This window comes from Pseudomonas deceptionensis (genome assembly GCF_900106095.1).
Classification (GTDB): Bacteria; Pseudomonadota; Gammaproteobacteria; order Pseudomonadales; family Pseudomonadaceae; genus Aquipseudomonas; species Aquipseudomonas deceptionensis.
The window spans coordinates 4,197,323-4,222,564 of sequence record NZ_FNUD01000002.1; the positions used below are offsets into that span (position 1 = coordinate 4,197,323).

General features: G+C 58.9%; 28 protein-coding genes. 21 read left to right on the top strand and 7 right to left on the bottom strand.

Translation table 11 applies throughout. The features are described from left to right. Positions 1–121: 121 nt before the first annotated feature. From BLW11_RS19360 to BLW11_RS19380, 5 genes are all read left to right on the top strand, one after another. Positions 122–712, top strand: coding sequence for a cysteine hydrolase family protein (locus tag BLW11_RS19360; RefSeq protein WP_048360831.1), 591 nt, complete (start codon positions 122–124; stop codon positions 710–712). Positions 713–840: 128 nt separating this feature from the next. Next, positions 841–1,161 carry a hypothetical protein gene (locus tag BLW11_RS19365; RefSeq protein WP_048360830.1) on the top strand — a complete coding sequence of 107 codons (321 nt, stop codon included), beginning with the start codon at positions 841–843 and terminating at the stop codon, positions 1,159–1,161. Between the two features lie 63 nt (positions 1,162–1,224). Next, positions 1,225–1,782: a Smr/MutS family protein gene (locus BLW11_RS19370; protein ID WP_048360829.1), complete on the top strand. Its 558-nt coding sequence runs from the start codon at positions 1,225–1,227 to the stop codon at positions 1,780–1,782. 77 nt (positions 1,783–1,859) lie between these two features. After that, a complete protein-coding gene (gene folE / locus BLW11_RS19375; RefSeq protein WP_003442011.1) occupies positions 1,860–2,405 on the top strand; it encodes a GTP cyclohydrolase I FolE in 546 nt (181 codons plus the stop codon). A 100-nt stretch (positions 2,406–2,505) separates the two neighbouring features. Beyond that, the gene (locus BLW11_RS19380; protein ID WP_048360828.1) at positions 2,506–2,877 is read left to right on the top strand and encodes a glutathione S-transferase N-terminal domain-containing protein; all 372 of its coding nucleotides are present in this window, start codon (positions 2,506–2,508) and stop codon (positions 2,875–2,877) included. Positions 2,878–2,938: 61 nt separating this feature from the next. Here BLW11_RS19380 and BLW11_RS19385 read toward each other — a convergent pair whose 3' ends face one another. Then, entirely contained in the window at positions 2,939–3,541 is a 603-nt protein-coding gene (locus tag BLW11_RS19385) for a glutathione S-transferase family protein (RefSeq protein ID WP_048360827.1), read from the bottom strand. Positions 3,542–3,551: 10 nt separating this feature from the next. Continuing rightward, positions 3,552–4,718 carry an aminotransferase-like domain-containing protein gene (locus BLW11_RS19390; protein ID WP_048360826.1) on the bottom strand — a complete coding sequence of 389 codons (1,167 nt, stop codon included), beginning with the start codon at positions 4,716–4,718 and terminating at the stop codon, positions 3,552–3,554. An 82-nt stretch (positions 4,719–4,800) separates the two neighbouring features. Between BLW11_RS19390 and BLW11_RS19395 the strand changes: the two genes are divergently transcribed. The 3 genes from BLW11_RS19395 to BLW11_RS19405 all read left to right on the top strand — a co-directional run bounded on the left by BLW11_RS19395 (position 4,801) and on the right by BLW11_RS19405 (position 7,532). Beyond that, positions 4,801–5,241, top strand: coding sequence for a MarR family winged helix-turn-helix transcriptional regulator (locus BLW11_RS19395; RefSeq protein WP_048360825.1), 441 nt, complete (start codon positions 4,801–4,803; stop codon positions 5,239–5,241). A gap of 252 nt (positions 5,242–5,493) precedes the next feature. Beyond that, positions 5,494–6,843, top strand: coding sequence for an NCS2 family permease (locus tag BLW11_RS19400; RefSeq protein WP_048360824.1), 1,350 nt, complete (start codon positions 5,494–5,496; stop codon positions 6,841–6,843). 62 nt (positions 6,844–6,905) lie between these two features. Then, positions 6,906–7,532 carry a LysE family translocator gene (locus tag BLW11_RS19405; RefSeq protein ID WP_048360823.1) on the top strand — a complete coding sequence of 209 codons (627 nt, stop codon included), beginning with the start codon at positions 6,906–6,908 and terminating at the stop codon, positions 7,530–7,532. A gap of 184 nt (positions 7,533–7,716) precedes the next feature. Here the strand turns inward: BLW11_RS19405 and uraH are convergent, their stop codons facing one another. Further along, positions 7,717–8,070 (bottom strand): hydroxyisourate hydrolase, encoded by a 354-nt coding sequence (gene uraH, locus BLW11_RS19410; RefSeq protein ID WP_048360822.1) that lies wholly within the window; start codon positions 8,068–8,070, stop codon positions 7,717–7,719. A gap of 373 nt (positions 8,071–8,443) precedes the next feature. On the opposite strand from uraH, the gene puuE reads away from it, so the two are divergent. From puuE to BLW11_RS19450, 8 genes are all read left to right on the top strand, one after another. Next, positions 8,444–9,373, top strand: a complete 930-nt coding sequence (gene puuE / locus BLW11_RS19415) for an allantoinase PuuE (protein WP_048360821.1) — start codon at positions 8,444–8,446, stop codon at positions 9,371–9,373. Beyond that, positions 9,370–9,885: a 2-oxo-4-hydroxy-4-carboxy-5-ureidoimidazoline decarboxylase gene (uraD, locus tag BLW11_RS19420; RefSeq protein ID WP_048360820.1), complete on the top strand. Its 516-nt coding sequence runs from the start codon at positions 9,370–9,372 to the stop codon at positions 9,883–9,885. The genes puuE and uraD overlap by 4 nt, the downstream gene beginning before the upstream one ends. 61 nt (positions 9,886–9,946) lie before the next feature. Continuing rightward, positions 9,947–10,942, top strand: a complete 996-nt coding sequence (alc, locus tag BLW11_RS19425; protein ID WP_048360819.1) for an allantoicase — start codon at positions 9,947–9,949, stop codon at positions 10,940–10,942. A gap of 133 nt (positions 10,943–11,075) precedes the next feature. Next, the gene (locus BLW11_RS19430; RefSeq protein ID WP_048360818.1) at positions 11,076–11,579 is read left to right on the top strand and encodes an ureidoglycolate lyase; all 504 of its coding nucleotides are present in this window, start codon (positions 11,076–11,078) and stop codon (positions 11,577–11,579) included. Between the two features lie 49 nt (positions 11,580–11,628). After that, positions 11,629–12,918 (top strand): urate hydroxylase PuuD, encoded by a 1,290-nt coding sequence (locus BLW11_RS19435; RefSeq protein ID WP_048360817.1) that lies wholly within the window; start codon positions 11,629–11,631, stop codon positions 12,916–12,918. An 85-nt stretch (positions 12,919–13,003) separates the two neighbouring features. After that, on the top strand, positions 13,004–14,368 hold the full coding sequence (locus BLW11_RS19440) for a nucleobase:cation symporter-2 family protein (protein WP_048360816.1): 1,365 nt from the start codon (positions 13,004–13,006) through the stop codon (positions 14,366–14,368). A 150-nt stretch (positions 14,369–14,518) separates the two neighbouring features. After that, the gene (locus BLW11_RS19445) at positions 14,519–15,304 is read left to right on the top strand and encodes an outer membrane protein OmpK (protein WP_048360815.1); all 786 of its coding nucleotides are present in this window, start codon (positions 14,519–14,521) and stop codon (positions 15,302–15,304) included. A 246-nt stretch (positions 15,305–15,550) separates the two neighbouring features. Further along, entirely contained in the window at positions 15,551–16,336 is a 786-nt protein-coding gene (locus BLW11_RS19450) for an outer membrane protein OmpK (protein WP_048360814.1), read from the top strand. A 19-nt stretch (positions 16,337–16,355) separates the two neighbouring features. On the opposite strand, the gene BLW11_RS19455 is transcribed toward BLW11_RS19450, so the two are convergent. Continuing rightward, the gene (locus BLW11_RS19455) at positions 16,356–16,958 is read right to left on the bottom strand and encodes a TetR/AcrR family transcriptional regulator (RefSeq protein ID WP_048360813.1); all 603 of its coding nucleotides are present in this window, start codon (positions 16,956–16,958) and stop codon (positions 16,356–16,358) included. A gap of 250 nt (positions 16,959–17,208) precedes the next feature. Between BLW11_RS19455 and BLW11_RS19460 the strand changes: the two genes are divergently transcribed. Continuing rightward, positions 17,209–18,411: an MFS transporter gene (locus BLW11_RS19460; RefSeq protein WP_048360812.1), complete on the top strand. Its 1,203-nt coding sequence runs from the start codon at positions 17,209–17,211 to the stop codon at positions 18,409–18,411. Here the strand turns inward: BLW11_RS19460 and BLW11_RS19465 are convergent. Next, complete coding sequence (locus tag BLW11_RS19465; protein WP_048360811.1) at positions 18,408–19,349, bottom strand: DUF808 domain-containing protein; 942 nt, start codon at positions 19,347–19,349, stop codon at positions 18,408–18,410. The two genes, BLW11_RS19460 and BLW11_RS19465, sit on opposite strands and share 4 nt — an antisense overlap. 133 nt (positions 19,350–19,482) lie before the next feature. Between BLW11_RS19465 and BLW11_RS19470 the strand changes: the two genes are divergently transcribed. After that, entirely contained in the window at positions 19,483–20,091 is a 609-nt protein-coding gene (locus BLW11_RS19470; RefSeq protein ID WP_048360810.1) for a TetR/AcrR family transcriptional regulator, read from the top strand. Between the two features lie 181 nt (positions 20,092–20,272). Here the strand turns inward: BLW11_RS19470 and BLW11_RS19475 are convergent, their stop codons facing one another. Continuing rightward, the gene (locus tag BLW11_RS19475) at positions 20,273–20,731 is read right to left on the bottom strand and encodes an REP-associated tyrosine transposase (RefSeq protein ID WP_048360809.1); all 459 of its coding nucleotides are present in this window, start codon (positions 20,729–20,731) and stop codon (positions 20,273–20,275) included. Positions 20,732–20,894: 163 nt separating this feature from the next. Beyond that, a complete protein-coding gene (locus BLW11_RS19480; protein ID WP_048360808.1) occupies positions 20,895–21,335 on the bottom strand; it encodes a GlcG/HbpS family heme-binding protein in 441 nt (146 codons plus the stop codon). Positions 21,336–21,601: 266 nt separating this feature from the next. On the opposite strand from BLW11_RS19480, the gene gcl reads away from it, so the two are divergent. From gcl to BLW11_RS19495, 3 genes are all read left to right on the top strand, one after another. Further along, a complete protein-coding gene (gene gcl / locus BLW11_RS19485; protein WP_048360807.1) occupies positions 21,602–23,377 on the top strand; it encodes a glyoxylate carboligase in 1,776 nt (591 codons plus the stop codon). Positions 23,378–23,430: 53 nt separating this feature from the next. Next, positions 23,431–24,213: a hydroxypyruvate isomerase gene (hyi, locus tag BLW11_RS19490; protein WP_048360806.1), complete on the top strand. Its 783-nt coding sequence runs from the start codon at positions 23,431–23,433 to the stop codon at positions 24,211–24,213. 113 nt (positions 24,214–24,326) lie between these two features. Then, the gene (locus BLW11_RS19495) at positions 24,327–25,217 is read left to right on the top strand and encodes a 2-hydroxy-3-oxopropionate reductase (protein WP_048360805.1); all 891 of its coding nucleotides are present in this window, start codon (positions 24,327–24,329) and stop codon (positions 25,215–25,217) included. Positions 25,218–25,242 lie beyond the last annotated feature (25 nt).

Genomic DNA, 25,242 nt, shown 5'->3' on the forward strand with positions numbered 1-25,242 from the left:
CTGCCATTTCCCCTTGACATCGCTACAGGCCAACAACCACAACGCTTACACGACTGGCCATTCACATAAACGCTCCGCCAGTGGAGAATGTCCCAAAAGCCCCATTCAAAGGAGCCCCCGAATGCCCGCTTTAAAGACGATGTTTCAACTCACAGGACGTGGCTATGCCGCGGCCAACCTGAGCAATGCCAGCCTGCTGATCATTGATGCGCAAAATGAATACCTGAGCGGTCCTCTGGCCCTGTCAGGGATGGACGCTGCCACCGCCAACATCGGCCTTTTGCTCGACGCTGCCCGCAAGGCCAAGCGCCCCGTGATCCATATCCGCCACTTGGGCACCGTTGGCGGGATGTTCGACCCCCAGGGTGAGCGCGGCGCCTTCATCAAGGGCCTTGAGCCCCAGGGCGACGAGCTGATTATCGAAAAACGCATGCCCAACGCCTTCAATGACACCGGCCTGCAAAAAGCCCTTGAGAACCTGGGCTCTCTGGATGTGATCGTCTGCGGCTTCATGAGCCACTCCAGCGTCAGCACCACCGTACGTGCGGCCAAAGACTACGGCCTGCGCTGCACGCTGGTCGAAGACGCCTGCGCCACGCGGGACCTGCCCACCCCGGACGGCATTATCCCGGCCGCACAGGTGCAGAAAACCGAAATGGCCATCATGAACGACAACTTCGCCACCCTGACGCTGACCAAAAACCTGATTTGATCGCTGGTGGGCGGCACGCTCCAACCGCCCATCCGAACACACCATGCCCTGGCCCTATTTCGCTGCACTCTGGAACAACCGGCCCATCCCCCTGTCGAAGGGCCGATACCCTTTAAGGAAAGATCGGAATGAAGATCTCCGATGGTTTTGATGCTCGACGTTTACGCCCCAAGACGCCCAGCAACTGGCGCTCACGCCTGGTGCTGACGTTTGCGGCCCTGCTGGCCCTGCTGGGCGCGTTGCTGCTGCTGGCAGGCGCCGCCAGCCTGATTGGCCACCCAAGCGCCCTGGGCGAGCTCAATGCCAGCCCCGCAGGTGCAATGCTGGTGCTGGTGTTCGGGCTACTGGTGGGCTGGCTGGGGGTCTGGATGTGGCGTCGCCGTCGTCGCCAGATGCGCCAGCCCCTGGGGCTGAACATGGCCCCGCACCTGATGAAAAAGCACGACTAAGGCAGATCCGCCGCCCGATCGTCGTCGACTTGGGTAAACTAGCCGCCCTTCGCGGAGGCTGACATGCAAGACGACGACTTTTCCCTGTTCAAAAACGAGATTCGCGGTGTTAAACCGATCAAACATGATCGGGCCGACACCGGCAAACCCAAAGCTGACCGTGCACAGCTGGCCAAACTGCGCCAGAACGCCATCGTGCGCACCAATGCGACCATCATTGACGGCTTGTCAGACCAGTTTGTCATTGATGTCGGCCCCGAAGATCAGTTGAGCTGGTCCCGTGACGGTGTTCAAGAAAGCCAGATGCGCAAGCTCAAACTGGGCCAGATCGGCTTCGAAGGCAGCCTTGACCTGCACGGCATGACCGTCGAAAAAGCCCGTGAAACCCTCTGGGAATTCCTCGGCGAAGCCACCAGGCTTGAAGTTCGCTGCGTGCGCGTCACCCACGGCAAGGCCGTACGCCTGGACGGCAAACGCCCGATGATCAAAAGTCACGTCAACACCTGGCTGCGCCAGCACGCGCAAGTGCTGGGCTTCTGCTCCTGCCAGGCCAAACACGGTGGCGCCGGCGCGGTCTATGTCATGCTCAAACGCACCATGATGGAAGGTCGCGACGAGTAACAGCGTGTCGTCACGCTTGCAGCGTCGTGCCAGCCCCCGTACCCTTACTCTTTGCGAAAAATCCCACAGGTAGATTAATGTCCCTGGAACAAAACTACACCGCGATCCTCGGTCAACTCGGCGAAGACGTTTCCCGTGAAGGCCTGCTGGATACGCCAAAGCGTGCCGCCAAAGCCATGCAGTACCTTTGCCGCGGTTATGAACAAACCCTGGAAGAAGTCACCAACGGTGCCTTGTTCAGCTCTGACAACAGCGAAATGGTACTGGTCAAGGACATCGAGCTTTACTCGTTGTGCGAACACCACCTGCTGCCGTTTATCGGCAAGGCCCACGTGGCCTACATTCCGAGCGGCAAAGTGCTGGGCCTGTCGAAAGTGGCGCGCATTGTCGACATGTATGCCCGCCGTCTGCAGATCCAGGAAAACCTGAGCCGCCAGATCGCCGACGCGGTGATGCAAGTCACCGGCGCCCTGGGCGTTGCCGTGGTGATTGAAGCCAAGCACATGTGCATGATGATGCGCGGTGTCGAGAAGCAAAACTCGTCGATGATCACTTCGGTGATGCTGGGTGAGTTCCGCGAAAACGCCGCCACGCGCAGCGAGTTTCTCAGCTTGATCAAGTAATTGTCGTATCGAAGAAAGCCGGCGTTGATCGCCGGTTTTTTTTCGCCTGCCAATTTCAGGTAAGCTGCGCCCCTTCTTACTCGCCCATGAGGCTTTTACTGTGTTTATCAAAGCGCTTCGCGTAGGCCTGGGTCAGCTCATCATCGCTGGCGATTTTGTTACCCGGCCCAGCAAAAAGCAGCGCCCTGCAGCCGCACAGGCGCAGGTCGATCAAGCTGCAAAAAGCCTGACCCTGTACCAGTTCCATGCGTGCCCGTTCTGTGTAAAAACCCGCCGCACCCTGCGCCGCCTGAATGTACCGGTGGCCCTGCGTGACGCGAAGAACAACGAGCAGGACCGCCAAACCCTGCTGGAGCAAGGCGGCAAGATCAAAGTGCCTTGCCTGCGCATCGAAGAAGATGGCAAGACCACCTGGATGTACGACTCCAAGGTGATCATTGATTACCTGAACCAGCGCTTTGCCAACGTATAAACATCACGCCCCACCTACAAAAAAACCGGCGCCGGCCGGTTTTTTTGTGTTCGCAATCAACTCAATCGAGCATGCCCACATGCCGCGGATGGCTCGCCACCCGCTGCAACCAGGCTTGAATGCCCGGATAGCCGCTCAGATCAAAACCGCCCTGATCGGCCACATGGGTGTAGGCGTACAGCGTGACGTCCGCAATGGAGCAGTGATCGCCCACCAGATACGGCGTGCGAACCAGTTGCTGCTCCATCACATCCAGCGCCTTGTAACCGCGCTTTTGCAGCTTGCGGTACTCCTCCAGACGCTCTTGCGGCAGCCCCAGGTAAAACTGGATAAACCGCGCCACCGCAATGTAAGGCTCATGGCTGTATTGCTCGAAAAACTGCCACTGCAACACTTGCGTGCGCAAACGCGGCTCGGCCGGCAAAAATTCGCTGCCGTCGGCCAAGTAGTTGAGAATCGCATTGGATTCCCACAGACACGTTCCGTCTTCCAGCTCCAATACCGGCACTTTGCCGTTCGGGTTTTTCGCAAGGAATTCCAGGGTTTCAGTTTCGCCCTTGAGAATGTCCACCGCGAACCACTGATATTCAAGACCCAGCAAATGCAACATCAGCTTGATCTTGTAGCAGTTGCCCGAGTTGTAATCGCCATAAACCTTGAGCATCGCGCCTCCTCTAGGCCGCCTGGGCAGCCTGTGCCTGACGAATCACGTTAGCCAGGCGCTTGAGGCCTTCGTGCAGACGTGCCGGGTCGATGTGGCTGAAGTTCAGGCGCAGGCTGCCAACGTTCTGATCCGGGTTGGCGAAGAACGGCTCACCCGGCATGAACGCGACATTCTGTTCCAGTGCAGGCTTGAGCAACGTGCGGGTATCGAACGGCTGCTTGAGGGTCAACCAGAAGAACAGACCGCCCTGTGGCACATGCCAGTCGGCAAGGTCCGAGAAGTGCTCTTCCAGCGCCAGCTGAAAGCCATCACGGCGCACGCGGTAGAAATCACGCAGTTCGGCCAGGTGGTTGCTCATTTTCTCGGTGCCTATCCACTGCAAGGCCTGCCACTGGCCCACACGGTTGGTGTGCAGGTCCGCCGATTGCTTGAGGCGCAGCAGGTGCGGGTACAGGTCCGGGCTGGCGATCAGGAAGCCGACGCGCAGGCCCGGCAGCAGGGTTTTGGAGACGGTGCCGGTGTAAATCCAGCTGGTTTTTTTCAGGCGGGAGACAATCGGCGTAGCGCTGCCACCGTCGAAGTTCAGCTCACGGTACGGTTCGTCTTCGATCAGGGTCACGCCGAACTCATCCAGCAAGGCCGCAACGGCGTCGCGCTTGGATTCGCTGTAACGCACGGCAGACGGGTTCTGGAACGTCGGGATCAGGTAGATGAATGCCGGGTTGTGTTTTTCGAGCTGCACACGCAATGCAGCCAGGTCCGGGCCATCGGCTTGCAGCGGGAAGCTCAGGCATTCGGCGCCGAACAACTGGAAGATTTGCAGCGCGGCCAGATAAGTCGGCGCTTCGAGCATGATTTCCGTGCCCTTGTCGATGTACAGCTTGGCCGCCAGGTCGAGTGCCTGCTGCGAACCGCTGAGCACCAGTACCTGGCTCGCGTCGCAATCCACACCCAGGGCGCGGGCCTCTGCCGCCAGCACTTCACGCAGGGCCGGCTCGCCTTCGCTCATGCCGTATTGGCCCATGGAGGCCGGCATGTCGGTCCAGTCGACCTTGGGCAGCATTTCCTCGGCCGGCAGGCCACCGGCGAAAGACATGACTTCCGGACGCTGGGCCGCAGCCAGAATTTCACGAATCAAAGAGCTTTTCAGGCGGGAAACACGTTCGGAGAAGGCCATACAGATCACCGGTAGCGGAAGTAATTGGAAATAAGTCAAACTGGTTGACCGAAATTACGCCGCGAAACCTAGATACGTCAATATGCTTGACCTTAAAAATCCGACCACTCAGCGCGCCGCCATGGAAGCCTTCTTCTTTGGCTATCAAGCATTTACCGCCAAAGCGGACGAAATGCTGGCCCGTCGCGGGCTGAGCCGGGTGCATCAGCGCATTGTTTTTTTTATCGCCCACCACCCCGGTGTGAGCGTCAAGGAACTGCTGACGCTGCTGGGCGTTAGCAAACAGGCACTCAACACGCCTTTGCGCCAATTGATCGAAATGAACCTGGTGCGCAGCGTCGCCCCCGAGACCGACAAGCGCAAACGCCTGCTGGAGCTGACCGCTGACGGCGTTGCCTTCGAAAAAAACCTGCGCCGCGAGCAGGTCAAATTGCTGCAGCGAGTGTTTGCCCAGGCTGGCGAAACGGCAGTCGATGGCTGGCTGGCAATCAACCAGGCGTTGGGCCAAAGCCGCCAGCCCTAGCATCCCCCCTGTCTGTGGGAGCGAGCCCGCTCGCGATTGCATCACCGCAGCTACATTCGCGAGCAGGCTCGCTCCCACCTTAAAGACCTCATCCATCCTGCATTTCGTCTACAACCTTGAAAACATTAATTGCTTTTTTTGTATACAAAAGCATAATTCAGCCCATGCGCGAGTTTCTGACCCCAAGGTCAGAAAACAGCATCACCGTCTCCACCAGCGCCCTTAAAAACAATAAAAGCCTGAGGAATTACCGTGGACAGCCAAAAGTCTGAAACACCCGCACTGGATCTTGCACCGCCCGCCACACGGGGCTTGCTGGAACGCCTGTTCAAACTGTCGCTGCATGGCACCACGGTCAAAACCGAACTGATCGCCGGGCTGACCACCTTTATCACCATGGCCTACATCATTTTCGTCAACCCCAACATCATGGCCGATGCAGGGATCAATCATGGCGCCGCTTTTGTGGCGACCTGCATCGCCGCTGCGCTTGGCAGCCTGCTGATGGGGCTCTACGCTAACTGGCCAGTAGGACTGGCGCCAGGCATGGGCCTGAATGCGTTTTTCACCTACACCGTGGTCGGCACCATGGGCTACAGCTGGGAAACGGCACTGGGCGCGGTTTTTGTCTCCGGCGTGCTGTTCCTGATTCTGACTCTGTCACGGGTGCGCGAATGGCTGCTCAACAGCATCCCCGCCAGCCTGCGTTATGCCATGGGTGCCGGGGTCGGCTTGTTTCTGGGGATCATCGGCCTGAAAACCTCGGGCATCATCGTCGACAGCCCGGCAACCCTGATCAAGCTCGGCTCGCTGCGTGACCCCGCCCCGCTGCTGGCTGCCGTGTGCTTTTTGCTGATTGCGATCCTCAGCTATCACCGGGTGTTCGGCGCGATCCTGATCAGCATCATCGCCGTCACCCTGGCCGGCTGGGGCCTGGACCTGGTGCACTACAACGGCATCATGTCCGCACCGCCGAGCCTGGCTCCGACCTGGATGGCCATGGACCTCAAAGGTGTCTTCAATATCAGCATGATCAGCGTGGTATTGGCCTTCCTGTTTGTCCACATGTTCGACACGGCCGGCACCTTGATGGGTGTGGCCCAGCGCGCCGGGCTGGTCAAGGCCGACGGCAAGATCGAAAACCTGTCACGGGCACTCAAGGCGGACAGTGCCTCCAGCGTGTTCGGTGCCGTGGTCGGCGTACCGCCTGTCACCAGCTACGTTGAAAGCGCCGCGGGCGTGGCAGCGGGCGGACGAACCGGGCTTACCGCTGTGACCGTGGGCGTGTTATTTGTCGCCGCCATGTTCTTTGCCCCCCTGGCTGGCATGATCCCCGCTTACGCCACTGCAGGCGCACTGATTTACGTCGCGATGCTGATGATGGGCGGCATGCAGCACATCAACTGGGACGAACCCACCGACTGCATCCCGGCAATAGTGACCATGATCATGATGCCGCTGACCTTCTCGGTGGCGGACGGGATTGCCCTGGGCTTTATCAGTTACGTGGCCCTCAAGGCGGGCACCGGCAAGTACCGCGAAATTTCCGTCAGCTTGTGGGTGCTCTGCGCTATTTTCATCGCCAAGTTTATTTATCTGTAAACAGGGCGGTATCAACCGGCCCCGCCCATAGTGCGGGGCGTTTTGTTGCATGGGAGGAAGTGATGAGTCTGGAAACCTGGCTGCTGTTCAGCAGCGCGGCATTGGTGGTAATCCTGATTCCGGGGCCACTGTCGTTATTGATGATCAGCAACAGTTTGAACTACGGTTTGCGCCGCTCGTACCCTGCCTTTCTGGGCGGTGTTTTTGCATCGATCTGCCTGCTCAGCGCTTCGGCCCTGGGTTTGGGGGCCTTGTTGCTGGCCTCGGAAAAACTCTTCAGCGCCCTGAAAATAGTCGGTGCGCTGTATCTGTTTTACCTCGCCTGGCAAAGCTGGAAGCAATCGCGCCAGCCGGCCACCGCAGTCAATGTGCCCCAGGCTGCACCCATACCGCGCTTCAGTGCCCTGTTTGGGCGCGCGTTTGTACTGGGCGCCAGCAATCCAAAAGACATTCTGTTCTTTGCCGCCTTCCTGCCGCAGTTTCTCAACCCCAACTTGCCCTTCCTCAACCAGTTGCTCGTGATGATCGCGACCTGGACCGTGCTCGACCTGATGTGCAAGCTGGCCTACGGCCTTGGCGCCCATGGCGCGGCGGGCTATCTGCGCAGCGGCAAGGGCCAGAGCTGGTTTAACCGCGTCAGCGCCGGATTGTTTGGTGTAGCGGGAACGGCGTCGTTGTTGAGTCGGTAACCAACCCTGTAGCCGCTGCCGAAGGCTGCGATAAGGGCCGCAGGACCTTCGTTTTGAAACAAGCGAGCCCTTCGGGCTCGATTGCAGCCTTGGGCAGCGGCTACAAAGTTCGACCTCAAATTGCGGACAAAAAAAAGCCCGCAGTGTGAGCGGGCAAATAACCACATGCGCAGATCGTGAATCTCTAGCTCCCGCGATAAGTCGAGTAGCTGTAAGGCGAAATCAATAGCGGGACATGGTAGTGATCCTGCTCGGCACTGATGCCGAAACGCAGTACCACCACATCCAGAAAAGCCGGCTGCGGCAACTGCACACCCCGTGCGCGGTAGTAATCACCGGCACTGAACTGCAACTGATAAACCCCCGAACGGTAGGTATCACCCTCCAGCAGCGGCGCGTCGCAACGGCCATCGCTGTTGGTCAGTGCCGACGCCACCAACTCCAGCTGTGAACCTTCAACCCGATACAGCTCGACCTTGATCGAGCTGCCCGGGCAGCCGTGTGCGGCATCCAAAACGTGTGTAGTCAAACGTCCCATTGATTCTGCGACCTCCCCGAACCGGTGAATAAAACGGTTGCTGAACTCGTTTGGCGCACCAAAAAGCCCAGCGAAGCAAGATTAATACACTTATTAAAAAAATTGTACACAATTAAAAGCGCCCTCGAAGCGACCCCGCGCGCCCTGCGGCCCAGACACTAGATCCCGTCAATACCGCAGCCCATAGCGACTTTATATTCATAACCTGACCAATCAGGCAAGTTTTTTGCAAGTACTATTCCAGCGCAAAGCATGGTAGAAATAGACGAAATCAGGGTTACAAATGCTTTGCAAAGTTGTATACAATCAGGCCATCGCAGTGACGCCAGGTCTGGCCAATCGACTGTTAACACGAACAATAAGGAAGACTGTAGTGAGCGCTGACTACCCACGCGACCTGATTGGTTACGGTCCCAACCCTCCGCACCCCCATTGGCCGGACAACGCCCGTATCGCCCTGTCTTTCGTACTCAACTACGAGGAAGGCGGCGAGCGCAACATCCTGCACGGTGACAACGAGTCTGAAGCCTTCCTGTCGGAAATGGTTTCCGCGCAGCCGCTACAAGGCGAGCGCAACATGAGCATGGAGTCCCTTTACGAATACGGTAGCCGCGCAGGCGTGTGGCGCGTGCTCAAGCTGTTCCGCGAATTCGATATCCCGCTGACGGTGTTTGCCGTAGCGATGGCCGCCCAGCGCCATCCGGATGTCATCCGCGCCATGGTCGCGGCCGGGCATGAGATTTGCAGCCACGGCTATCGCTGGATCGACTATCAGTACATGGATGAAGCCCTTGAGCGTGAACATATGCTCGAAGCGATCCGCATCCTCACCGAAATCAGCGGCGAACGCCCGCTGGGCTGGTACACCGGCCGCACCGGCCCCAATACCCGGCGGCTGGTGATGGAAGAAGGCGGCTTTTTGTATGACTCGGACACTTATGACGACGACCTGCCCTACTGGGAACCGAACAACCCCACCGGCAAACCGCACCTGGTGATCCCTTACACCCTGGACACCAATGACATGCGCTTCACCCAGGTACAGGGCTTCAACACCGGTGAGCAGTTTTTCCAGTACCTCAAGGATGCGTTCGATGTGCTGTACGCCGAAGGTGCAGAGTCACCGAAAATGCTATCCATCGGCCTGCATTGCCGCCTCATTGGCCGCCCTGCGCGTCTCGCCGCCCTCAAGCGCTTTATTGAATACGCCAAGAGCCACGAGCAGGTCTGGTTCACCCGCCGCGTGGACATCGCCCGTCACTGGCACGCCACCCACCCTTATGTTGCAGAGACTGCCAAATGAGCACCTTCAAGACCCTCAAGCCTTCAACCCTGAGTCGTGAAGCATTCGTGGCGGCCTTTGCCGATATTTACGAACACTCGCCCTGGGTTGCCGAAAAAGCCTTCGACCTGGGCCTGGACAGCAGCGTCGACACCATCGAGACCCTGCACCAGCGCATGAGTGACATTTTGTTGAGCGCCGATCACGCCAGCCAGCTGGCCTTGATCAACGCTCACCCGGACCTGGCGGGCAAAGCAGCCGTTCAGGGCCAACTGACCGAAGCCAGCACCCATGAACAGGCTGGCGCCGGTATTCACCAATGCACGGCCGAAGAGTTCCAACGCTTCACCGAGCTGAACGACGCCTACAAAGCCAAGTTCAAGTTTCCCTTCATCATGGCGGTAAAAGGCAGCGACCGGCACCAGATCCTCGCCGCGTTCGAGACACGCATCCACAACCCGGCAGACGTCGAGTTCAAATGCGCGTTGGCAGAAATCAACAAAATTGCCCTGTTCCGATTGCTCCAGCTCTAAGCCGAACCGGCACCTGCCGATGACGCATCTCCAGCCACTTAATTAAAGGCAGACAAGAAGAATGAAAGCTTACGCCGTACCTTTCGAGAAGTTCGTCAACCTGGCCGATGCCCGCCTGGGCACCAAAATCGTTTCGGTAACCGATGACTGGTTCGCCGACGCCAACCGCATGTTCCAGCCGACCCCGGCCGTATGGAAGGAGGGCGTTTTCGATGACAACGGCAAGTGGATGGACGGCTGGGAGTCCCGCCGCAAGCGCTTTGAAGGTTATGACAGTGCCGTCATCCGTCTTGGCGTTCCAGGCTCGATCAAGGGTGTGGACATCGACACTTCATTCTTCACCGGCAACTTTCCGCCGTCTGCCTCCCTTGAGGCCTGTTTCCTGGCCTCGGGCGAACCAACCGAAGACACTCATTGGGTAGAAGTGCTGTCGGCTGTCGAGCTGCAAGGCAACAGCCATCACTACCACGAGATCAGCAATGATCAGGCGTTCAGCCACTTGCGCTTCAACATCTACCCGGACGGTGGTGTAGCACGCCTGCGCGTGTACGGCGTGCCGTTCCGCGACTGGTCGACAGTGGGCGACAACGAACAGGTCGACCTGGCTGCAGCCCTTAACGGTGGCCGCGCCCTCGCCTGCTCCGACGAACACTTCGGGCGCATGAGCAACATCCTCAACCCGGGCCGTGGCATCAACATGGGCGACGGCTGGGAAACTGCACGCCGTCGTACGCCGGGCAATGACTGGGTCATCGTCGCGCTGGGCCATGCGGGCGAGATCGAAAAAATCATCGTCGACACCTTGCACTTCAAAGGCAACTACCCGGACACCTGCTCGATTCAGGGCGCGTTCGTCAAAGGCGGCACCGACAGCCAGATCGAAACCCAGTCGTTGTTCTGGCGCGAACTGCTGCCGAGCCAAAAACTTGAAATGCACGCCGAGCACAGCTTCAGTGAGCAGATCAAAGCCCTGGGCCCGATCACCCACATCCGCCTCAACCTGTTCCCGGACGGCGGTATAAGCCGCCTGCGCATTTTGGGGAAAGTAGCGAAGTAATGCTGAGCCTGTAGCCGCTGCCGCAGGCTGCGACAAGACCCGAAGGGTCTTGCTTTACGGTCTATCGCAACCTCCCGCAGCGCCTACAAAAGCAAAACGTTTACCTGACAAAAACCAGAAAAAGAAGACCACCATGCGCACATTGATGATTGAACCGCTGACCAAAGAAGCCTTCGCCCCTTTCGGTGACGTAATCGAAACCGATGGCAGCGACCACTTCATGATCAATAACGGTTCGACCATGCGCTTTCATCGTCTGGCCGAGGTCGAAACGGCTACGCCAGAAGACAAGGCGATCATCAGCATTTTCCGCGCCGAAGCGCAGGACATGCCGTTTACCGTACGCATGCTGGAGCGCCATCCGCTGGGCAGCCAGGCTTTTATCCCGCTGCTCGGCAACCCCTTTCTGATCGTGGTCGCGCCCGTTGGCGATGAACCTGTATCAGGCTTGGTCCGAGCCTTTGTCAGTAATGGCAGGCAGGGCATTAATTACCATCGCGGCGTTTGGCACCATCCGGTGCTGACGATCGAAAAGCGGGATGACTTCCTGGTGGTTGATCGCAGTGGCACAGGCAATAACTGCGATGAGCATTTCTTTAAAGAGGATGAGTTGTTGATCCTCGCCCCCCACCAATAAGAGAAGGCCTGATGACCCACGCAAGGGTGACAGGCAAGAGGTAAAGACTGTGGAAGCACATCTAATGGAATGGCTGAATCTGAGCGTGCGCTGGATTCATATGATCACCGGCGTGGCCTGGATTGGCGCCTCGTTTTACTTTGTCTGGCTTGAAAACAACCTGAACCGGAGCAACCCCAAAGAAGGGCTGGCCGGGGATTTGTGGGCCATTCACGGCGGCGGCATTTACCACCTCGAAAAATACAAGCTGGCCCCACCGACCATGCCGGACAACCTGCACTGGTTCAAATGGGAAGCCTACTTCACCTGGATGTCAGGCATTGCCTTGCTGTGTCTGGTGTTCTACTTCAACCCCGCGCTGTACCTGATTGCTCCAGGCTCCAGCATGAGCGGTCCCGAAGCAGTTGCCATCGGTATCGGCTCGCTGATTGCCGGCTGGTTCATTTACGACTTTCTCTGCGACTCCGCCCTGGGCAAACGCCCGGCGTTGCTCGGTTTCGTCCTGTTTGTGTTGCTGGTTGCGGCAGCCTTCGGCCTGAGCAAAGTGTTCAGCGGCCGTGGTGCGTACCTGCATGTGGGCGCCATCATCGGCACCATCATGGTGGGTAACGTGTTCCGCACCATCATGCCCGCCCAGCGCGCACTGGTCGCCGCGATCAAGGAAGGCCGCAGCCCCGACCCGGCGCTGCCGGCCAAAGGCCTGTTGCGTTCACGCCACAACAACTACTTCACCTTGCCGGTGCTGTTCATCATGATCAGCAACCACTTCCCGAGCACTTATGGCAGCCAGTACAACTGGTTGATCCTGGCCGGGATTGCGGTGCTGGCCGTGTTGGTTCGTCACTACTTCAACACTCGCCACAACAGCCATAAATTTGCCTGGACCCTGCCCGTCGCGGCACTGGGCATGATTTGCCTGGCTTACGTCACAGGCCCAAAACCTGCGCCAACCGCCCCTGAAGTGGCCAAAGTGATCAAGTACCAGCCGCTTCCGGAAACCGCTATGGGCGGCGTCAAAGCCGCGGATGCCCCGCCGCCTGCACCGGCACCTGCTGCCCCCGCAGCGCCAGTGGCCAGCGTTGACTTCGAAAAAGTCCATGTGGTGATCCAGGAGCGTTGCACGGTTTGTCATTCCGCCACCCCCACCAGCCCCCTGTTCAGTGCGGCCCCGGCAGGCGTGATGTTCGACACCGCGCAACAGATCAAGCTCATGGCCCCGCGCATCCAGGCCCAGGCCATCTCCAGTCCGATAATGCCGCTGGGGAACATCACACAGATGACCCAACAGGAACGCGACCTGGTCGGCGCCTGGATCAGTGCAGGAGCCCAGACCAACTGACGCACGCGCTATGCGGTCGCAGCCTGGCTGCGACCGCAGGAACACACCACTAGCTCACAACAATAAAAAATGACCGAGGTGTTGCATGTCCGATTTAACCGAACCGCGCATACCCGCCATAACCGCGCCGCCCCCGCTGGCGCGGCTACCCATGCTGCAACTGATCCTGGTCGGTTTGCAGCATGTGCTGCTGATGTATGGCGGCGCCGTGGCCGTGCCGCTGATCATCGGACAGGCCGCAGGCCTGAGTCGGGAAGAAATCGCCTTTTTGATCAACGCCGACCTGCTGGTGGCGGGTGTCGCCACCATCGTGCAATCGATGGGTATCGGCCCCATGGGCATTCGCATGCCGGTCATGATGGGGGCCAGTTTTGCCGCCGTCGGCAGCATGGTGGCAATGGCCGGAATGCCGGGTATCGGCCTGACCGGGATCTTCGGCGCAACCATCGCCGCAGGCTTTTTCGGGATGATCATTGCGCCGTTCATGTCCAAGGTGGTCCGCTTCTTCCCACCCCTGGTCACCGGCACCGTGATTACTTCGATCGGCCTGTCCCTGTTCCCCGTTGCGGTCAACTGGGCCGGTGGCGGCAGTGCTGCTGCGCAGTTCGGTTCCCCGACGTATCTGGCCATTGCGGCACTGGTGCTGGGAACCATCCTGCTGATCAACCGCTTCATGCGTGGCTTTTGGGTCAACATTTCGGTATTGATCGGCATGGCCCTGGGCTATGTACTGTCAGGCGCAATCGGCATGGTCGACCTCTCCGGCCTGGACAACACCCCCTGGTTCCAGATCGTCACCCCGCTGCACTTCGGCATGCCTGAGTTTCACCTGGCACCGATCCTTTCCATGTGCCTGGTGGTGGTGATCATTTTTGTCGAGTCCACCGGGATGTTCCTGGCGCTGGGCAAAATCACCGACCAGGAGGTCACTCCACGCATGCTGCGCCGTGGCTTGCTGTGTGATGCCGGGGCGTCGTTCATTGCAGGTTTCTTCAACACCTTCACCCACTCCTCATTCGCCCAGAACATTGGTCTGGTGCAAATGACCGGCGTGCGTTGCCGCTCGGTGACGATCATGGCCGGTGTATTTCTGATCACCCTGAGCCTGCTGCCCAAGGCGGCGTATCTGGTGGCCTCCATTCCGCCTGCGGTACTGGGCGGCGCAGCCATCGCCATGTTCGGCATGGTCGCGGCCACGGGGATCAAGATCCTGCAGGAAGCCGACATTGCCGACCGCCGCAATCAGTTGCTGGTAGCCGTCAGTATCGGCATGGGCCTGATCCCGGTGGTGCGCCCCGAGTTCTTCGCCCACCTGCCACTGTGGATGGACCCCATCACCCACAGCGGCATCGCCATGGCCGCCGTCAGTGCGGTATGCCTGAACCTGATGTTCAACGTACTGGGCGGCGCCGGCCGTGCAGCCATGAGCGGTCACGTGCATCAGCACTGATCCGACTGCCTCCTTGTGGGAGCAAGCCTGCTCGCGATGCAAACGATGCGGTATTTCTGAACGACCGCATTGATGCCTTCGCGAGCAGGCTCGCCCCCACAGATTCACGAGCTTGCGGTAAAGAAAACAACAATAAAAAAGGAGTTACCCATGAACTGCAAACACTGGGGCGTCACGCTCGCGGGTGGTTTTCTGGCTGCCGGTCAGGCAATGGCCGGTGATCTGTTTTTGTGGCAAACCAACAGCCTGACTTACCTCTACGGCAAGAACTTCGCGATCAACCCTTCGATCCAGCAAACCGTCACCTTCGAGCATGCCGACAAGTGGAAATACGGTGACAACTTCCTGTTTGTCGACCGCATTTTCTACAACGGCAAGGAAGACCCCAACAAAGGCCCGCATACCTACTACGGCGAGTTCAGCCCGCGCCTGTCTCTGGGCAAGATCTTCGACCGCAAGTTTGAGTACGGCCCGATCAAGGACGTGTTGCTGGCCATGACCTATGAGTACGGCGAAGGCGACAGCGAGGCGTATCTGATCGGCCCCGGCTTTGACCTGGCGGTACCCGGCTTCAACTACTTCACCCTGAACTTCTACCGTCGCCATACCGAAGGCCCGCGCCCTGGCACCGGTACCTGGCAGATTACCCCGTCGTTTTCCTACACCATCCCCTTGGGTCGCTCCAACCTGCTGATCGACGGCTACATGGACTGGGTGGTCGACAATGACCAGAACTCACGCGGCACCTATCACTCCAACCTGCATTTGAACCCGCAGATCAAATATGACCTGGGCAAAGCCATGGGTTTTGGTGAAAAACAGCTGTATGTCGGGATTGAATACAGCTATTGGAAAGACAAGTACGGGGTCGAAAACAGCAGTCGCCTGGACACTAACCAAAACACCGCCAGCGCCCTGGTCAAAGTGCACTTTTAAAGCCAGCAGGTGGCGGCTCGTCCTGAGTAATCACAGGGCACTTGAGCCCGGGCGCCAGAGCCAGTACTCTGCGCGCCCTCTTAAACATGAACGCTGTTTAAAGCTGACTTTAAAGCCAACTTTTTGCTTTAAATCAATACGTTAAGGCTCGCACTTTAAACCGCGTATTTAGAATCAGGAACCAAGGCGCCATTACCGAGCGTCGAGTTCCTTCATGCAGAACACTTGAACTTTTGGAGCAACCGAATGAAGCGCACTCTTACCAGCCTGATGCTTGCGGGGAGCATGTTGGGCGGGGCTCCGGCAATCGCCGGCGACCTGCTGCAGTGGCAAACCAACAGCCTGACTTACTTGTACGGCAAAGACTTCCAGGTCAATCCAAAGATCCAGCAAACCCTGACCTTCGAGCACGCGGACAGCTGGAAGTACGGTGACAACTTCCTGTTTGTCGACCGCATCTTCTACAACGGTAAAAAAGACGGCAACGTCGGCCCGAATACCTATTACGGCGAGATCACCCCGCGCTTGTCGTTCGGCAAGATCTTTGACCAGAAGATTGAATTCGGCCCGATCAAAGACGTGCTGCTGGCCATGACTTACGAGTTTGGCGAAGGCGACACCGACGCTTACCTGATCGGCCCGGGTTTTGACCTGAACGTGCCGGGCTTTGACTACTTCCAGCTGAACTTCTATCAGCGCTTCCCGGAAGGCAGCCGCGCAGGCAAAGGCGTATGGCAGATCACTCCGGTATGGGCCTACACCCTGCCCGTGGGCAACTCCGATGTGCTGATCGACGGTTACATTGACTGGGTGGTCGACAACGACCAGAACTCGCGCGGCACCTACCACGCCAACCTGCACTTCAACCCACAGATCAAATACGACCTGGGCAAGGCCTTGAACTGGGGCGCCAAGCAGTTGTACGTCGGTGTTGAATACGACTACTGGAAAAACAAGTACGGCATCGAAGACAGCAGCTCGTTCAAAACCAATCAGGACACCGCGAGCCTGTTGGTCAAGTACCACTTCTGATGCTTGGGCCTCAGGCGCGTTATCGCACCTGAGGCACCTGCAGCAAACCGCGCAGCATCAGGTCCAGGCTGTCCAGCGCAGCCGCCAGACGCTGCGGCGGGTTGTCGGCCTCGGCAATCCAGAACGACGCATCCATCAAGCCGCCCTGAATCAGGCGCGCCAACGCCTCGGGATCGGTGCGTTGTATCACATGTGTGTCCATCAGCCCCAGCAGCATCGCCGCCATCGAAAGGCAGCACACCGACTGCGTGTTCTGCACGTATTGCGAGCCCAGCACCGAGGGTGCATCCCGTAACAGAATGCGCTGCACTTCGACTTGCAGAGCCATCTCCAGATACAGACGGCACTGATCCTGAAACCCCTGCCACTGGCTTTCGGCCTGCTCAAGGACCTGCGCCAGCTGCGCATCCAGTTCGGCATCGATTTGCTGGGCCACGGCCTGGAACAAGCCCTTCTTGTCACCGAAATGGTGATACAGCGCACCACGGGTCAGGCCCACTGAGGCCGTCAACTCATCCATCGAGGTCTGGGCATAGCCCACCGAGCCGAAAGCCAGCCGTGCCGCTTCGAGCAGCTTGCCACGGGTTTCTTCGATCATTTGCGACCGCGCTTTGGGCGCCATGTCTGCCACCTTTTTTTGGGATACACGGCGTATGTTAATTGACATACGCCGTGTATGCGTATATTTCTACATACGCTGCGTATGTGATTTTTTGGCAGACACCCCATTTCCCTGTAGCCGCTGCCGAAGGCTGCGCCCGGCGACGCAGTCGTCGTAAAATCGCACTCACTGATTTTACGGCTGCGTCGCAACCGATCGCAGCCTTCGGCAGCGGCTACACATGCGACCCCAACATTGCTCCGGAGCTTGTATGGCTAACCCTTATCGCGAGATTTTCAGCGCCCCCGGCACCAAGGCTTTCAGCGGCGCGGGCCTGATCGCACGGATGCCGATATCCATGGTCGGCATCGGCATCATCACCATGCTTGCGCAGTTGCACGGTTCCTATTGGCTGGCCGGTGGCGTGGCTGCCACCTTTGCCCTGGCCAGTGCCCTGCTGGCACCGCAGATTTCACGCTGGGTCGACCGCTACGGCCAGAGCCGCATCCTGCCGGGCGTCACCGCCATTGGCGTCAGCGGCCTGCTGGCTTTGCTGCTGTGCAGCCATTTTGGCGCGCCGGACTGGACGCTGTTTGTGTTCGCCGCACTGTCGGGCTGCATGCCCAGCATGTCAGCGATGGTGCGGGCACGCTGGACCGAGCTGTACCGCGGCTCGCCCAAATTGCACACCGCGTTTTCATTCGAGTCGGTACTCGATGAGGTCAGCTTCATTATCGGCCCGCCGATTTCCGTGGGCCTGAGCGTCGCCCTGTTCCCCCAGGCCGGGCCACTGGCGGCAGCCATCCTGCTAGCCATTGGCGTCAGCGTGTTTGTGCTGCAACGCAAAACCGAACCGCCGGTACATCCGCGCAGCAACGAACACGGTGGCAGCGTATTGCGCCAGGGCGCCGTGGTGATCCTGCTGCTGGCCCTGCTTGGGCTGGGGACGATTGTGGGCACAGTGGACGTGGTCAGCGTGGCCTTTGCCCAACATCAGGGCCAGCCTGCGGCTGCCAGCATCGTACTGTCGATGTACGCCTTCGGTTCCTGTGTCGCCGGGCTGATCTTCGGCACACTCAAACTGAACATGCCGCTGCCCAAACTGTTTGTGCTGGGGGCACTGGCCACTTCGGTCACGATGGTGCCACTGATGTGGGTCGACAGCGTCGCCACGCTGGCCGTGGGAATGCTGGTCGCCGGGCTGTTTTTTGCGCCAACCCTGATCACCGCCATGGGCCTGGTGGAAAACATCGTACCGCCCGCCAAACTGACCGAGGGCCTGACCTGGATGATTACCGGCCTGGGCATGGGGGTTGCGCTTGGCGCCGTCCTGGGTGGCTGGGTGGTGGACGCTTACGGCGCCCAGGCCGGATTTACCGTTTCACTGGCTGCCGGTGGCGTGATGGTGCTGTTCGCCGTGCTCGGTTACCGCCTGCTGCAGGACAGCACCGTACCCCGCGCCATAGCGGCCTAGCCTTTGACCGCGCGCCAGACCTTGCTCGCACCCGCCACCACGGCCAGCACCACTGCGCCGGCAATAATGCCGGCCACGGCGTTGAGCAAGGTCGGCACGATTGCCGAGACCACACCCAGCCATTGCGCGCTGCTTTGTGCCACGCCTTCGACCCAATGATGCAGCGCCGGCACGCCGTGGGTCAGGATGCCGCCGCCGACCATAAACATCGCCGCCGTGCCAATCACCGACAGGCTTTTCATCATGTAAGGGGCTGTGTTCAGCACACCGTGACCAAAACTGCGTTGAAAACGTGGCCACACACCATCGCCGGTCTTCTTGCTCAGGTACAGGCCAGCGTCGTCGAGTTTGACGATGCCCCCTACCAGGCCATACACCCCGATGGTCATCACAATGGCGATGCCCGAGAGCACGACCACTTGCTGCATCAGCGGTGACTCGGACACGATCCCCAGGGTGATGGCAATAATTTCGGCCGAAAGAATGAAGTCCGTACGCACCGCGCCTTTGACCTTGTCCTTTTCGAACGCTGCCAGATCGACGTCCGCACCGGCCAGCGACTCTTGCAACGCCTGGCGCTCGCCATGGGTGTCGGCCTTACGGTGCATAAAGGTGTGGGCCAGCTTCTCGAAGCCTTCAAAACATAAATAAGCACCGCCCACCATCAACAGCGGCGTCACGGCCCACGGCACAAATGCGCTGATGGCCAGTGCTGCGGGCACCAGGATCAGCTTGTTGCGAAACGAGCCCTTGGCCACGGCCCATACCACGGGCAACTCCCGGTCAGCCCTTACACCCGAGACCTGCTGGGCATTGAGCGCGAGGTCATCACCCAGCACACCGGCGGTTTTTTTGGCGGCCACTTTGGTCATCAGTGCGACGTCATCGAGTACTGCGGCGATATCGTCGAGCAACATCAGCAAACTACTGCCAGCCATAGAAAAAACGTCCTTTTAGATTGAATGGCAACAAGCATAGCGCGTGCCAGCCTGAAAGCTGCAATCTTGAGCCGCTTGCAAGCCCGGTGCTACCATGCCCGACCGCCCATGCAGGCAAGGACATATCGGGTTTATGAGCAGTATCCGCGAGCGTAATAAAGAACTGATTTTGCGTGCCGCCAGCGAAGAGTTTGCTGACAAGGGATTTGCCGCCAGCAAAACCAGCGACATCGCGGCCAAGGCAGGCGTGCCCAAGCCCAACGTCTACTACTACTTCAAATCCAAGGAGAACCTCTATCGCGAGGTGCTCGAAAGCATTATCGACCCGATTCTGCGGGCTTCGACGCCGTTCAATGCCGACGGCGAACCGAACGAAGTGCTGAGCAACTACATCCGCTCGAAAATCCTGATTTCCCGCGACCTGCCGTTTGCGTCCAAGGTTTTCGCCAGTGAAATCATGCACGGTGCGCCGCACCTGAGTGAAAAACAGGTCGAGCAGCTAAACGCCCAGGCCCGTCACAACATCGAGTGCATCCAGATCTGGATCGACCGCGGCCAGATCGCCCCGATCGACCCGCATCACCTGATGTTCAGCATCTGGGCCGCAACCCAGACCTACGCCGACTTCGACTGGCAAATAACCGCCATCACCGGCAAGGCCAAACTGGAAGACAGCGACTACGAAGCCGCGACACAGACCATTATCCGGCTGGTGCTCAAGGGTTGTGCGCCGGACCGGTAGACCGAGCCAGGGCCTTCGCGAGCAGGCTCGCTCCCACCCTTGATCAACATCCGGCAGGTGCTCAAGGGCTGTAATCCGGATCGGCAGCCCGAGCCAGAGCCTTCGCGAGCAGGCTCGCTCCCACCCTTGATCAGCCATTGTGGGAGCGAGCCTGCTCGCGAAAACTGCAACCCGGCACCGCTCAAACCCAAATAGCATCCCACAACGGATAATCGCCCAGCTTATCAACCAGGCCCGCCCTCAATGGGTTGGCAACAACATAACGAGCCACTTTTACCAAATCCTCTTCTTGCCTCAATGCCCGATCATGAAAACCATTCTGCCAAAGACTGATTTTGCGATCGATGTACGGGCTCACCGCTTTGGTGCTCAAGGACTTGGTTCTTTGCATCAATCCGCTGAGCGTCCCCCGGCGCAACTCGATCAACCAATGAAAGTGATCGGGCATGACGACCCAAGCCAGTGAGTCAGCAAAACCCTGGTCTTGTGCAACGCGAAATTGTGCGACAACCAATCGGCCCAAAGCAAAATCATTGAAGATGTGTTCTCTACAGAGAGTATTGGTGCTCAGCAGGTAAATTCTATTTTTTTCAGAGTAGCGGCCTGTGCGCAGACGGTGTGAAGCAGCCAGAGATGGCATTCCTTTGCCCTTTCAGAGTGAGTTCATGAAAAGGCTAGCCATGTAAGTACGACTCAGATGGGTAGTTTTTTTAGCATGATGTGTCTAGAGGAATGCCTTCGCGAGCAGGCTCGCTCCCACCCTTGATCAGCCATTGTGGGAGCGAGCCTGCTCGCGAAAGTGTTTAGACCACCACCCCCGCATCCGCCCTCAAGCCCAGCGCCTCGACCGCACTGATCGCGCACTGCTCGTCGATATCCGACGTGTCGCCGCTGATGCCGATCGCGCCGACCACCTGCCCCGATTGATCACGAATCAACACCCCTCCCGGCGCCGGTACTACGTCGCTCTGCCCCATCCCGTTAAGCGCGGCATAAAACGCCGGGCGCTGTTGTGCGTCCAGCGCCAGCAAACGCGAGCCCTTGCCCAGCGCAATCGCGCCCCAGGCTTTGCCAATCGCGATGCTGGGGCGCAACAGGCTTGCGCCGTCCTCGCGTTGCAGCGCCAACAGATGCCCGCCACTGTCGAGCACTGCCACCGTTAACGGTGCCGCGCTGATCTGGCGCCCTGTGCTCAAGGCCTGAGCAGTAAGGTCTAAAGCGACTTTCAAGGTTAAAGCACTCATGGTTGCCGTCCTCATCTTGTTATGGAAAGCCTTTCGCACGCCTTTTCAAGCGCTTTGCATGCAACCAATAGAACACAATAATAATCTACTTTGTATACAATTTTTTAGCGCTTAAAATTAAAAATCCACCAAAAAAGCCAGAATACAGGGCTTGAGACCAGCCAGTCATTGATTCGATAAAAGCCATTGACCTGCACACCGGACCATGAATACACTCGCTCAACAGCCACTTGTATACAATTACAAAACGTAAGAGGCACAAAACAATGAGCAAAATGAGAGCAATCGAAGCCGCCGTTCTGGTGATGCGTCGCGAAGGTGTCGATACCGCATTCGGTATCCCGGGCGCCGCCATCAACCCGCTGTACTCGGCCCTGCAAAAGGTCGGCGGCATCGATCACGTCCTTGCTCGCCACGTGGAAGGCGCCTCGCACATGGCCGAGGGCTACACCCGCACCAAGGCCGGCAATATCGGCGTCTGCATCGGCACCTCGGGGCCTGCGGGCACTGATATGGTCACCGGCCTCTACAGCGCCTCTGCCGACTCAATCCCGATCCTGTGCATCACCGGCCAGGCCCCACGGGCGCGGATGCATAAAGAAGACTTCCAGGCAGTCGACATCACCGCCATCGTCAAACCCGTCACCAAGTGGTCCACCACCGTGATGGAGCCGGGCCAGGTGCCTTACGCCTTCCAGAAAGCCTTTTACGAAATGCGCTCCGGGCGCCCCGGCCCAGTGCTGATCGACCTGCCGTTCGATGTGCAAATGGCTGAAATCGAATTCGACATCGAGGCCTACGAACCGCTGCCTCTGGCCAAGCCATCGGCAACCCGGCTCCAGGCAGAAAAAGCCCTGGCCCTGCTCGACCAGGCCGAGCGCCCGCTGCTGGTCAGCGGCGGTGGCGTGATCAACGCCAACGCCAGCGACCTGTTGGTGGAGTTCGCCGAGTTGACCGGCATCCCCGTGATCCCGACCCTGATGGGCTGGGGCACGATTGCCGACGATCACCCGCTGATGGTGGGCATGGTCGGCCTGCAGACGTCCCACCGCTACGGCAACGCCACCCTGCTCAAGTCCGACGTGGTACTGGGTATCGGCAACCGCTGGGCTAACCGCCATACCGGCTCGGTAGACGTCTACACTGAAGGCCGCAAATTCATTCACGTTGATATCGAACCGACCCAGATCGGCCGCGTCTTCAACCCGGACCTGGGCATCGTTTCCGACGCCGGCGCCGCGCTCAAGGTGTTCCTCGAAGTGGCACGGGAATGGAAAGCCGCCGGCAAGCTGAAAAACCGCAGCGCCTGGCTACAAGACTGCCAGCAGCGCAAGGCCACGATGCAGCGCAAGACGCACTTCGACAACGTACCGGTCAAACCACAGCGCGTGTACGAAGAGATGAACCAGGTCTTCGGCAAAGACACCTGCTACGTCAGCACCATCGGTTTATCGCAGATCGCCGGCGCACAATTCCTGCACGTCTACAAACCGCGCCACTGGATCAACTGCGGTCAGGCCGGCCCGCTGGGCTGGACCATTCCTGCGGCGCTGGGCGTGGTCAAGGCCGACCCGACCCGCAACGTCGTGGCGCTGTCCGGTGACTATGACTTCCAGTTCATGATCGAAGAGCTCGCGGTGGGCGCACAGTTCAACCTGCCATATATCCACGTGGTGGTGAACAACTCCTACCTGGGGCTTATCCGTCAGGCACAACGCGGTTTCGAAATGGACTACTGCGTGCAGTTGGCTTTCGACAACCTCAACGCACCGGAGCTCAACGGCTATGGCGTCGACCACGTCGCCGTCGTTCAAGGCCTGGGTTGCAAGGCCCTGCGCGTGTTCGAACCGAGTGAAATCCAGCCCGCCCTGCGCAAGGCCCAGGAGCTGATGAAGGAGTTCCGCGTGCCCGTGATGGTGGAAATCATCCTGGAGCGCGTGACCAACATTTCGATGGGCACCGAAATCAACGCCGTCAATGAGTTTGAAGATCTGGCGCTGGTGGGTAACGATGCCCCGACTGCTATCTCGATGCTGGATTAATTGACCGCCCCTCTCTTGCAGTGAGAGGGGCCACCTATTTGCAGGAGTTCACCATGCCGCGTTTTGCCGCCAACCTGTCCATGCTGTTCACCGAACAGGATTTCCTTGTCCGTTTTCAAGCGGCTGCCAACGCTGGTTTCCACGGTGTTGAGTACCTGTTTCCTTACGACTACAGCTCGGCCGAAATCAAGGCCCAGCTCGATGCCAACCAACTGACCCAAGTACTGTTCAACCTGCCGGCCGGTGACTGGGCCAAGGGCGAGCGCGGCATTGCCTGCCACCCGGACCGGGTTGAAGAGTTCCGTGCCGGGGTCGACCTGGCCATCGCCTATGCCCAAGTACTGGGCAACGACCAGATCAACTGTCTGGCGGGGATTCGCCCACAAGGCACAGACGAGGCCCTGATCGAAAAAACCTTCGTCAGCAACCTCAAATACGCCGCCGACAAGCTGCAAGCGGTGGGCATCAAGCTGGTGATGGAGTCGATCAATACCCTCGACATCCCGGGTTTTTACCTGAACAACACGAAGCAGGCCTTGGCCATTCAGGACAAGGTCGGTAGCGCCAACCTGTTCCTGCAATACGACATCTACCACATGCAAATCATGGAAGGTGACCTCGCCCGCACCATGCAAACGCACCTGGCGCAGATCAACCATATCCAGCTGGCCGACAACCCCGGCCGCCACGAGCCGGGTACCGGCGAAATCAACTACCGCTTCCTGTTCGAGCACCTGGACCGCATCGGCTATCAGGGTTGGGTCGGCTGTGAATACAAGCCGCTGACCAGCACCGAAGCAGGTCTTGGCTGGCTAAAAACCCATAACGCGGTGTAACCACAACACACTCTGTAGCCGCTGCCGAAGGCTGCGATGGGCTGCGCAGCAGTCCCCCTTGAAGGCCCTGCGGCAGTGGCTACAAATACCCAATAAAAACAAGAGGATTTGTCATGGCTAAAATCGGATTTATCGGCACAGGCATCATGGGTTCGCCTATGGCCAGCAACCTGCAAAAGGCCGGGCACAGCCTGTTTCTGTCCACCCATCACGGTGCCGCTCCGGCCGATCTGGTAGCAGCCGGCGCGATCGCCCTGGCCAGCCCGCGAGAAGTGGCCCAGGAAGCCGAGTTCATCATCGTGATGGTGCCGGACACCCCTCAGGTCGAAGACGTGCTGTTCCGTGAAGACGGTATCGCCGCAGGCCTGAGCCCGAACAAGGTGGTGATCGACATGAGTTCGATCTCGCCCACCGCGACCAAAGCCTTCGCCGCTAAGATCAACGCCAAGGGCGCGCAGTACCTGGACGCTCCGGTGTCCGGCGGCGAAGTCGGCGCCAAGGCCGGCAGCCTGAGCATCATGGTCGGCGGCGACGAAAAAACCTTCGCCCGCGCCCTGCCCCTGCTCCAGAGCATGGGCAAGAACATCACCCTGGTGGGCGGTAACGGCGACGGTCAAACCGCCAAAGTGGCGAACCAGATCATCGTTGCCCTGAACATTCAGGCAGTGGCCGAAGCCCTGGTGTTTGCCGCGAAAAACGGCGCTGACCCGGCCAAGGTTCGCGAAGCCCTGATGGGCGGCTTTGCCTCGTCAAAAATCCTTGAAGTGCATGGCGAGCGCATGATCAAGGGCACCTTCGAGCCGGGCTTTCGCATCAGCCTGCATCAGAAGGACCTCAACCTCGCCCTGGCCGGTGCCCGCGAGCTGGGAATCAACCTGCCCAACACCGCCAACGCCCAGCAAGTGTTCAGCACCTGCGCGGCTATCGGTGGCAGCAATTGGGACCACTCGGCGCTGATCAAAGGCCTGGAACATATGGCCAACTTCTCGATTCGCGACAAATAATCTGCGCGACTTCTGCAGAGAAACT

Bases quoted from the DNA above. Each gene is read 5' to 3' on its own strand.
- hyi (WP_048360806.1), top strand. From the start codon at position 23,431: ATGCCGCGTTTTGCCGCCAACCTGTCCATGCTGTTCACCGAACAGGAT.
- BLW11_RS19405 (WP_048360823.1), top strand. From the start codon at position 6,906: ATGAGTCTGGAAACCTGGCTGCTGTTCAGCAGCGCGGCATTGGTGGTA.
- BLW11_RS19360 (WP_048360831.1), top strand. From the start codon at position 122: ATGCCCGCTTTAAAGACGATGTTTCAACTCACAGGACGTGGCTATGCC.
- uraH (WP_048360822.1), bottom strand. From the start codon at position 8,070: ATGGGACGTTTGACTACACACGTTTTGGATGCCGCACACGGCTGCCCG.
- gcl (WP_048360807.1), top strand. From the start codon at position 21,602: ATGAGCAAAATGAGAGCAATCGAAGCCGCCGTTCTGGTGATGCGTCGC.
- BLW11_RS19445 (WP_048360815.1), top strand. From the start codon at position 14,519: ATGAACTGCAAACACTGGGGCGTCACGCTCGCGGGTGGTTTTCTGGCT.
- BLW11_RS19480 (WP_048360808.1), bottom strand. From the start codon at position 21,335: ATGAGTGCTTTAACCTTGAAAGTCGCTTTAGACCTTACTGCTCAGGCC.
- BLW11_RS19390 (WP_048360826.1), bottom strand. From the start codon at position 4,718: ATGGCCTTCTCCGAACGTGTTTCCCGCCTGAAAAGCTCTTTGATTCGT.
- BLW11_RS19440 (WP_048360816.1), top strand. From the start codon at position 13,004: ATGTCCGATTTAACCGAACCGCGCATACCCGCCATAACCGCGCCGCCC.
- BLW11_RS19475 (WP_048360809.1), bottom strand. From the start codon at position 20,731: ATGCCATCTCTGGCTGCTTCACACCGTCTGCGCACAGGCCGCTACTCT.
- BLW11_RS19365 (WP_048360830.1), top strand. From the start codon at position 841: ATGAAGATCTCCGATGGTTTTGATGCTCGACGTTTACGCCCCAAGACG.
- uraD (WP_048360820.1), top strand. From the start codon at position 9,370: ATGAGCACCTTCAAGACCCTCAAGCCTTCAACCCTGAGTCGTGAAGCA.
- BLW11_RS19455 (WP_048360813.1), bottom strand. From the start codon at position 16,958: ATGGCGCCCAAAGCGCGGTCGCAAATGATCGAAGAAACCCGTGGCAAG.
- folE (WP_003442011.1), top strand. From the start codon at position 1,860: ATGTCCCTGGAACAAAACTACACCGCGATCCTCGGTCAACTCGGCGAA.
- BLW11_RS19370 (WP_048360829.1), top strand. From the start codon at position 1,225: ATGCAAGACGACGACTTTTCCCTGTTCAAAAACGAGATTCGCGGTGTT.
- BLW11_RS19460 (WP_048360812.1), top strand. From the start codon at position 17,209: ATGGCTAACCCTTATCGCGAGATTTTCAGCGCCCCCGGCACCAAGGCT.
- BLW11_RS19430 (WP_048360818.1), top strand. From the start codon at position 11,076: ATGCGCACATTGATGATTGAACCGCTGACCAAAGAAGCCTTCGCCCCT.
- BLW11_RS19385 (WP_048360827.1), bottom strand. From the start codon at position 3,541: ATGCTCAAGGTTTATGGCGATTACAACTCGGGCAACTGCTACAAGATC.
- BLW11_RS19395 (WP_048360825.1), top strand. From the start codon at position 4,801: ATGCTTGACCTTAAAAATCCGACCACTCAGCGCGCCGCCATGGAAGCC.
- BLW11_RS19470 (WP_048360810.1), top strand. From the start codon at position 19,483: ATGAGCAGTATCCGCGAGCGTAATAAAGAACTGATTTTGCGTGCCGCC.
- BLW11_RS19495 (WP_048360805.1), top strand. From the start codon at position 24,327: ATGGCTAAAATCGGATTTATCGGCACAGGCATCATGGGTTCGCCTATG.
- BLW11_RS19450 (WP_048360814.1), top strand. From the start codon at position 15,551: ATGAAGCGCACTCTTACCAGCCTGATGCTTGCGGGGAGCATGTTGGGC.
- BLW11_RS19465 (WP_048360811.1), bottom strand. From the start codon at position 19,349: ATGGCTGGCAGTAGTTTGCTGATGTTGCTCGACGATATCGCCGCAGTA.
- alc (WP_048360819.1), top strand. From the start codon at position 9,947: ATGAAAGCTTACGCCGTACCTTTCGAGAAGTTCGTCAACCTGGCCGAT.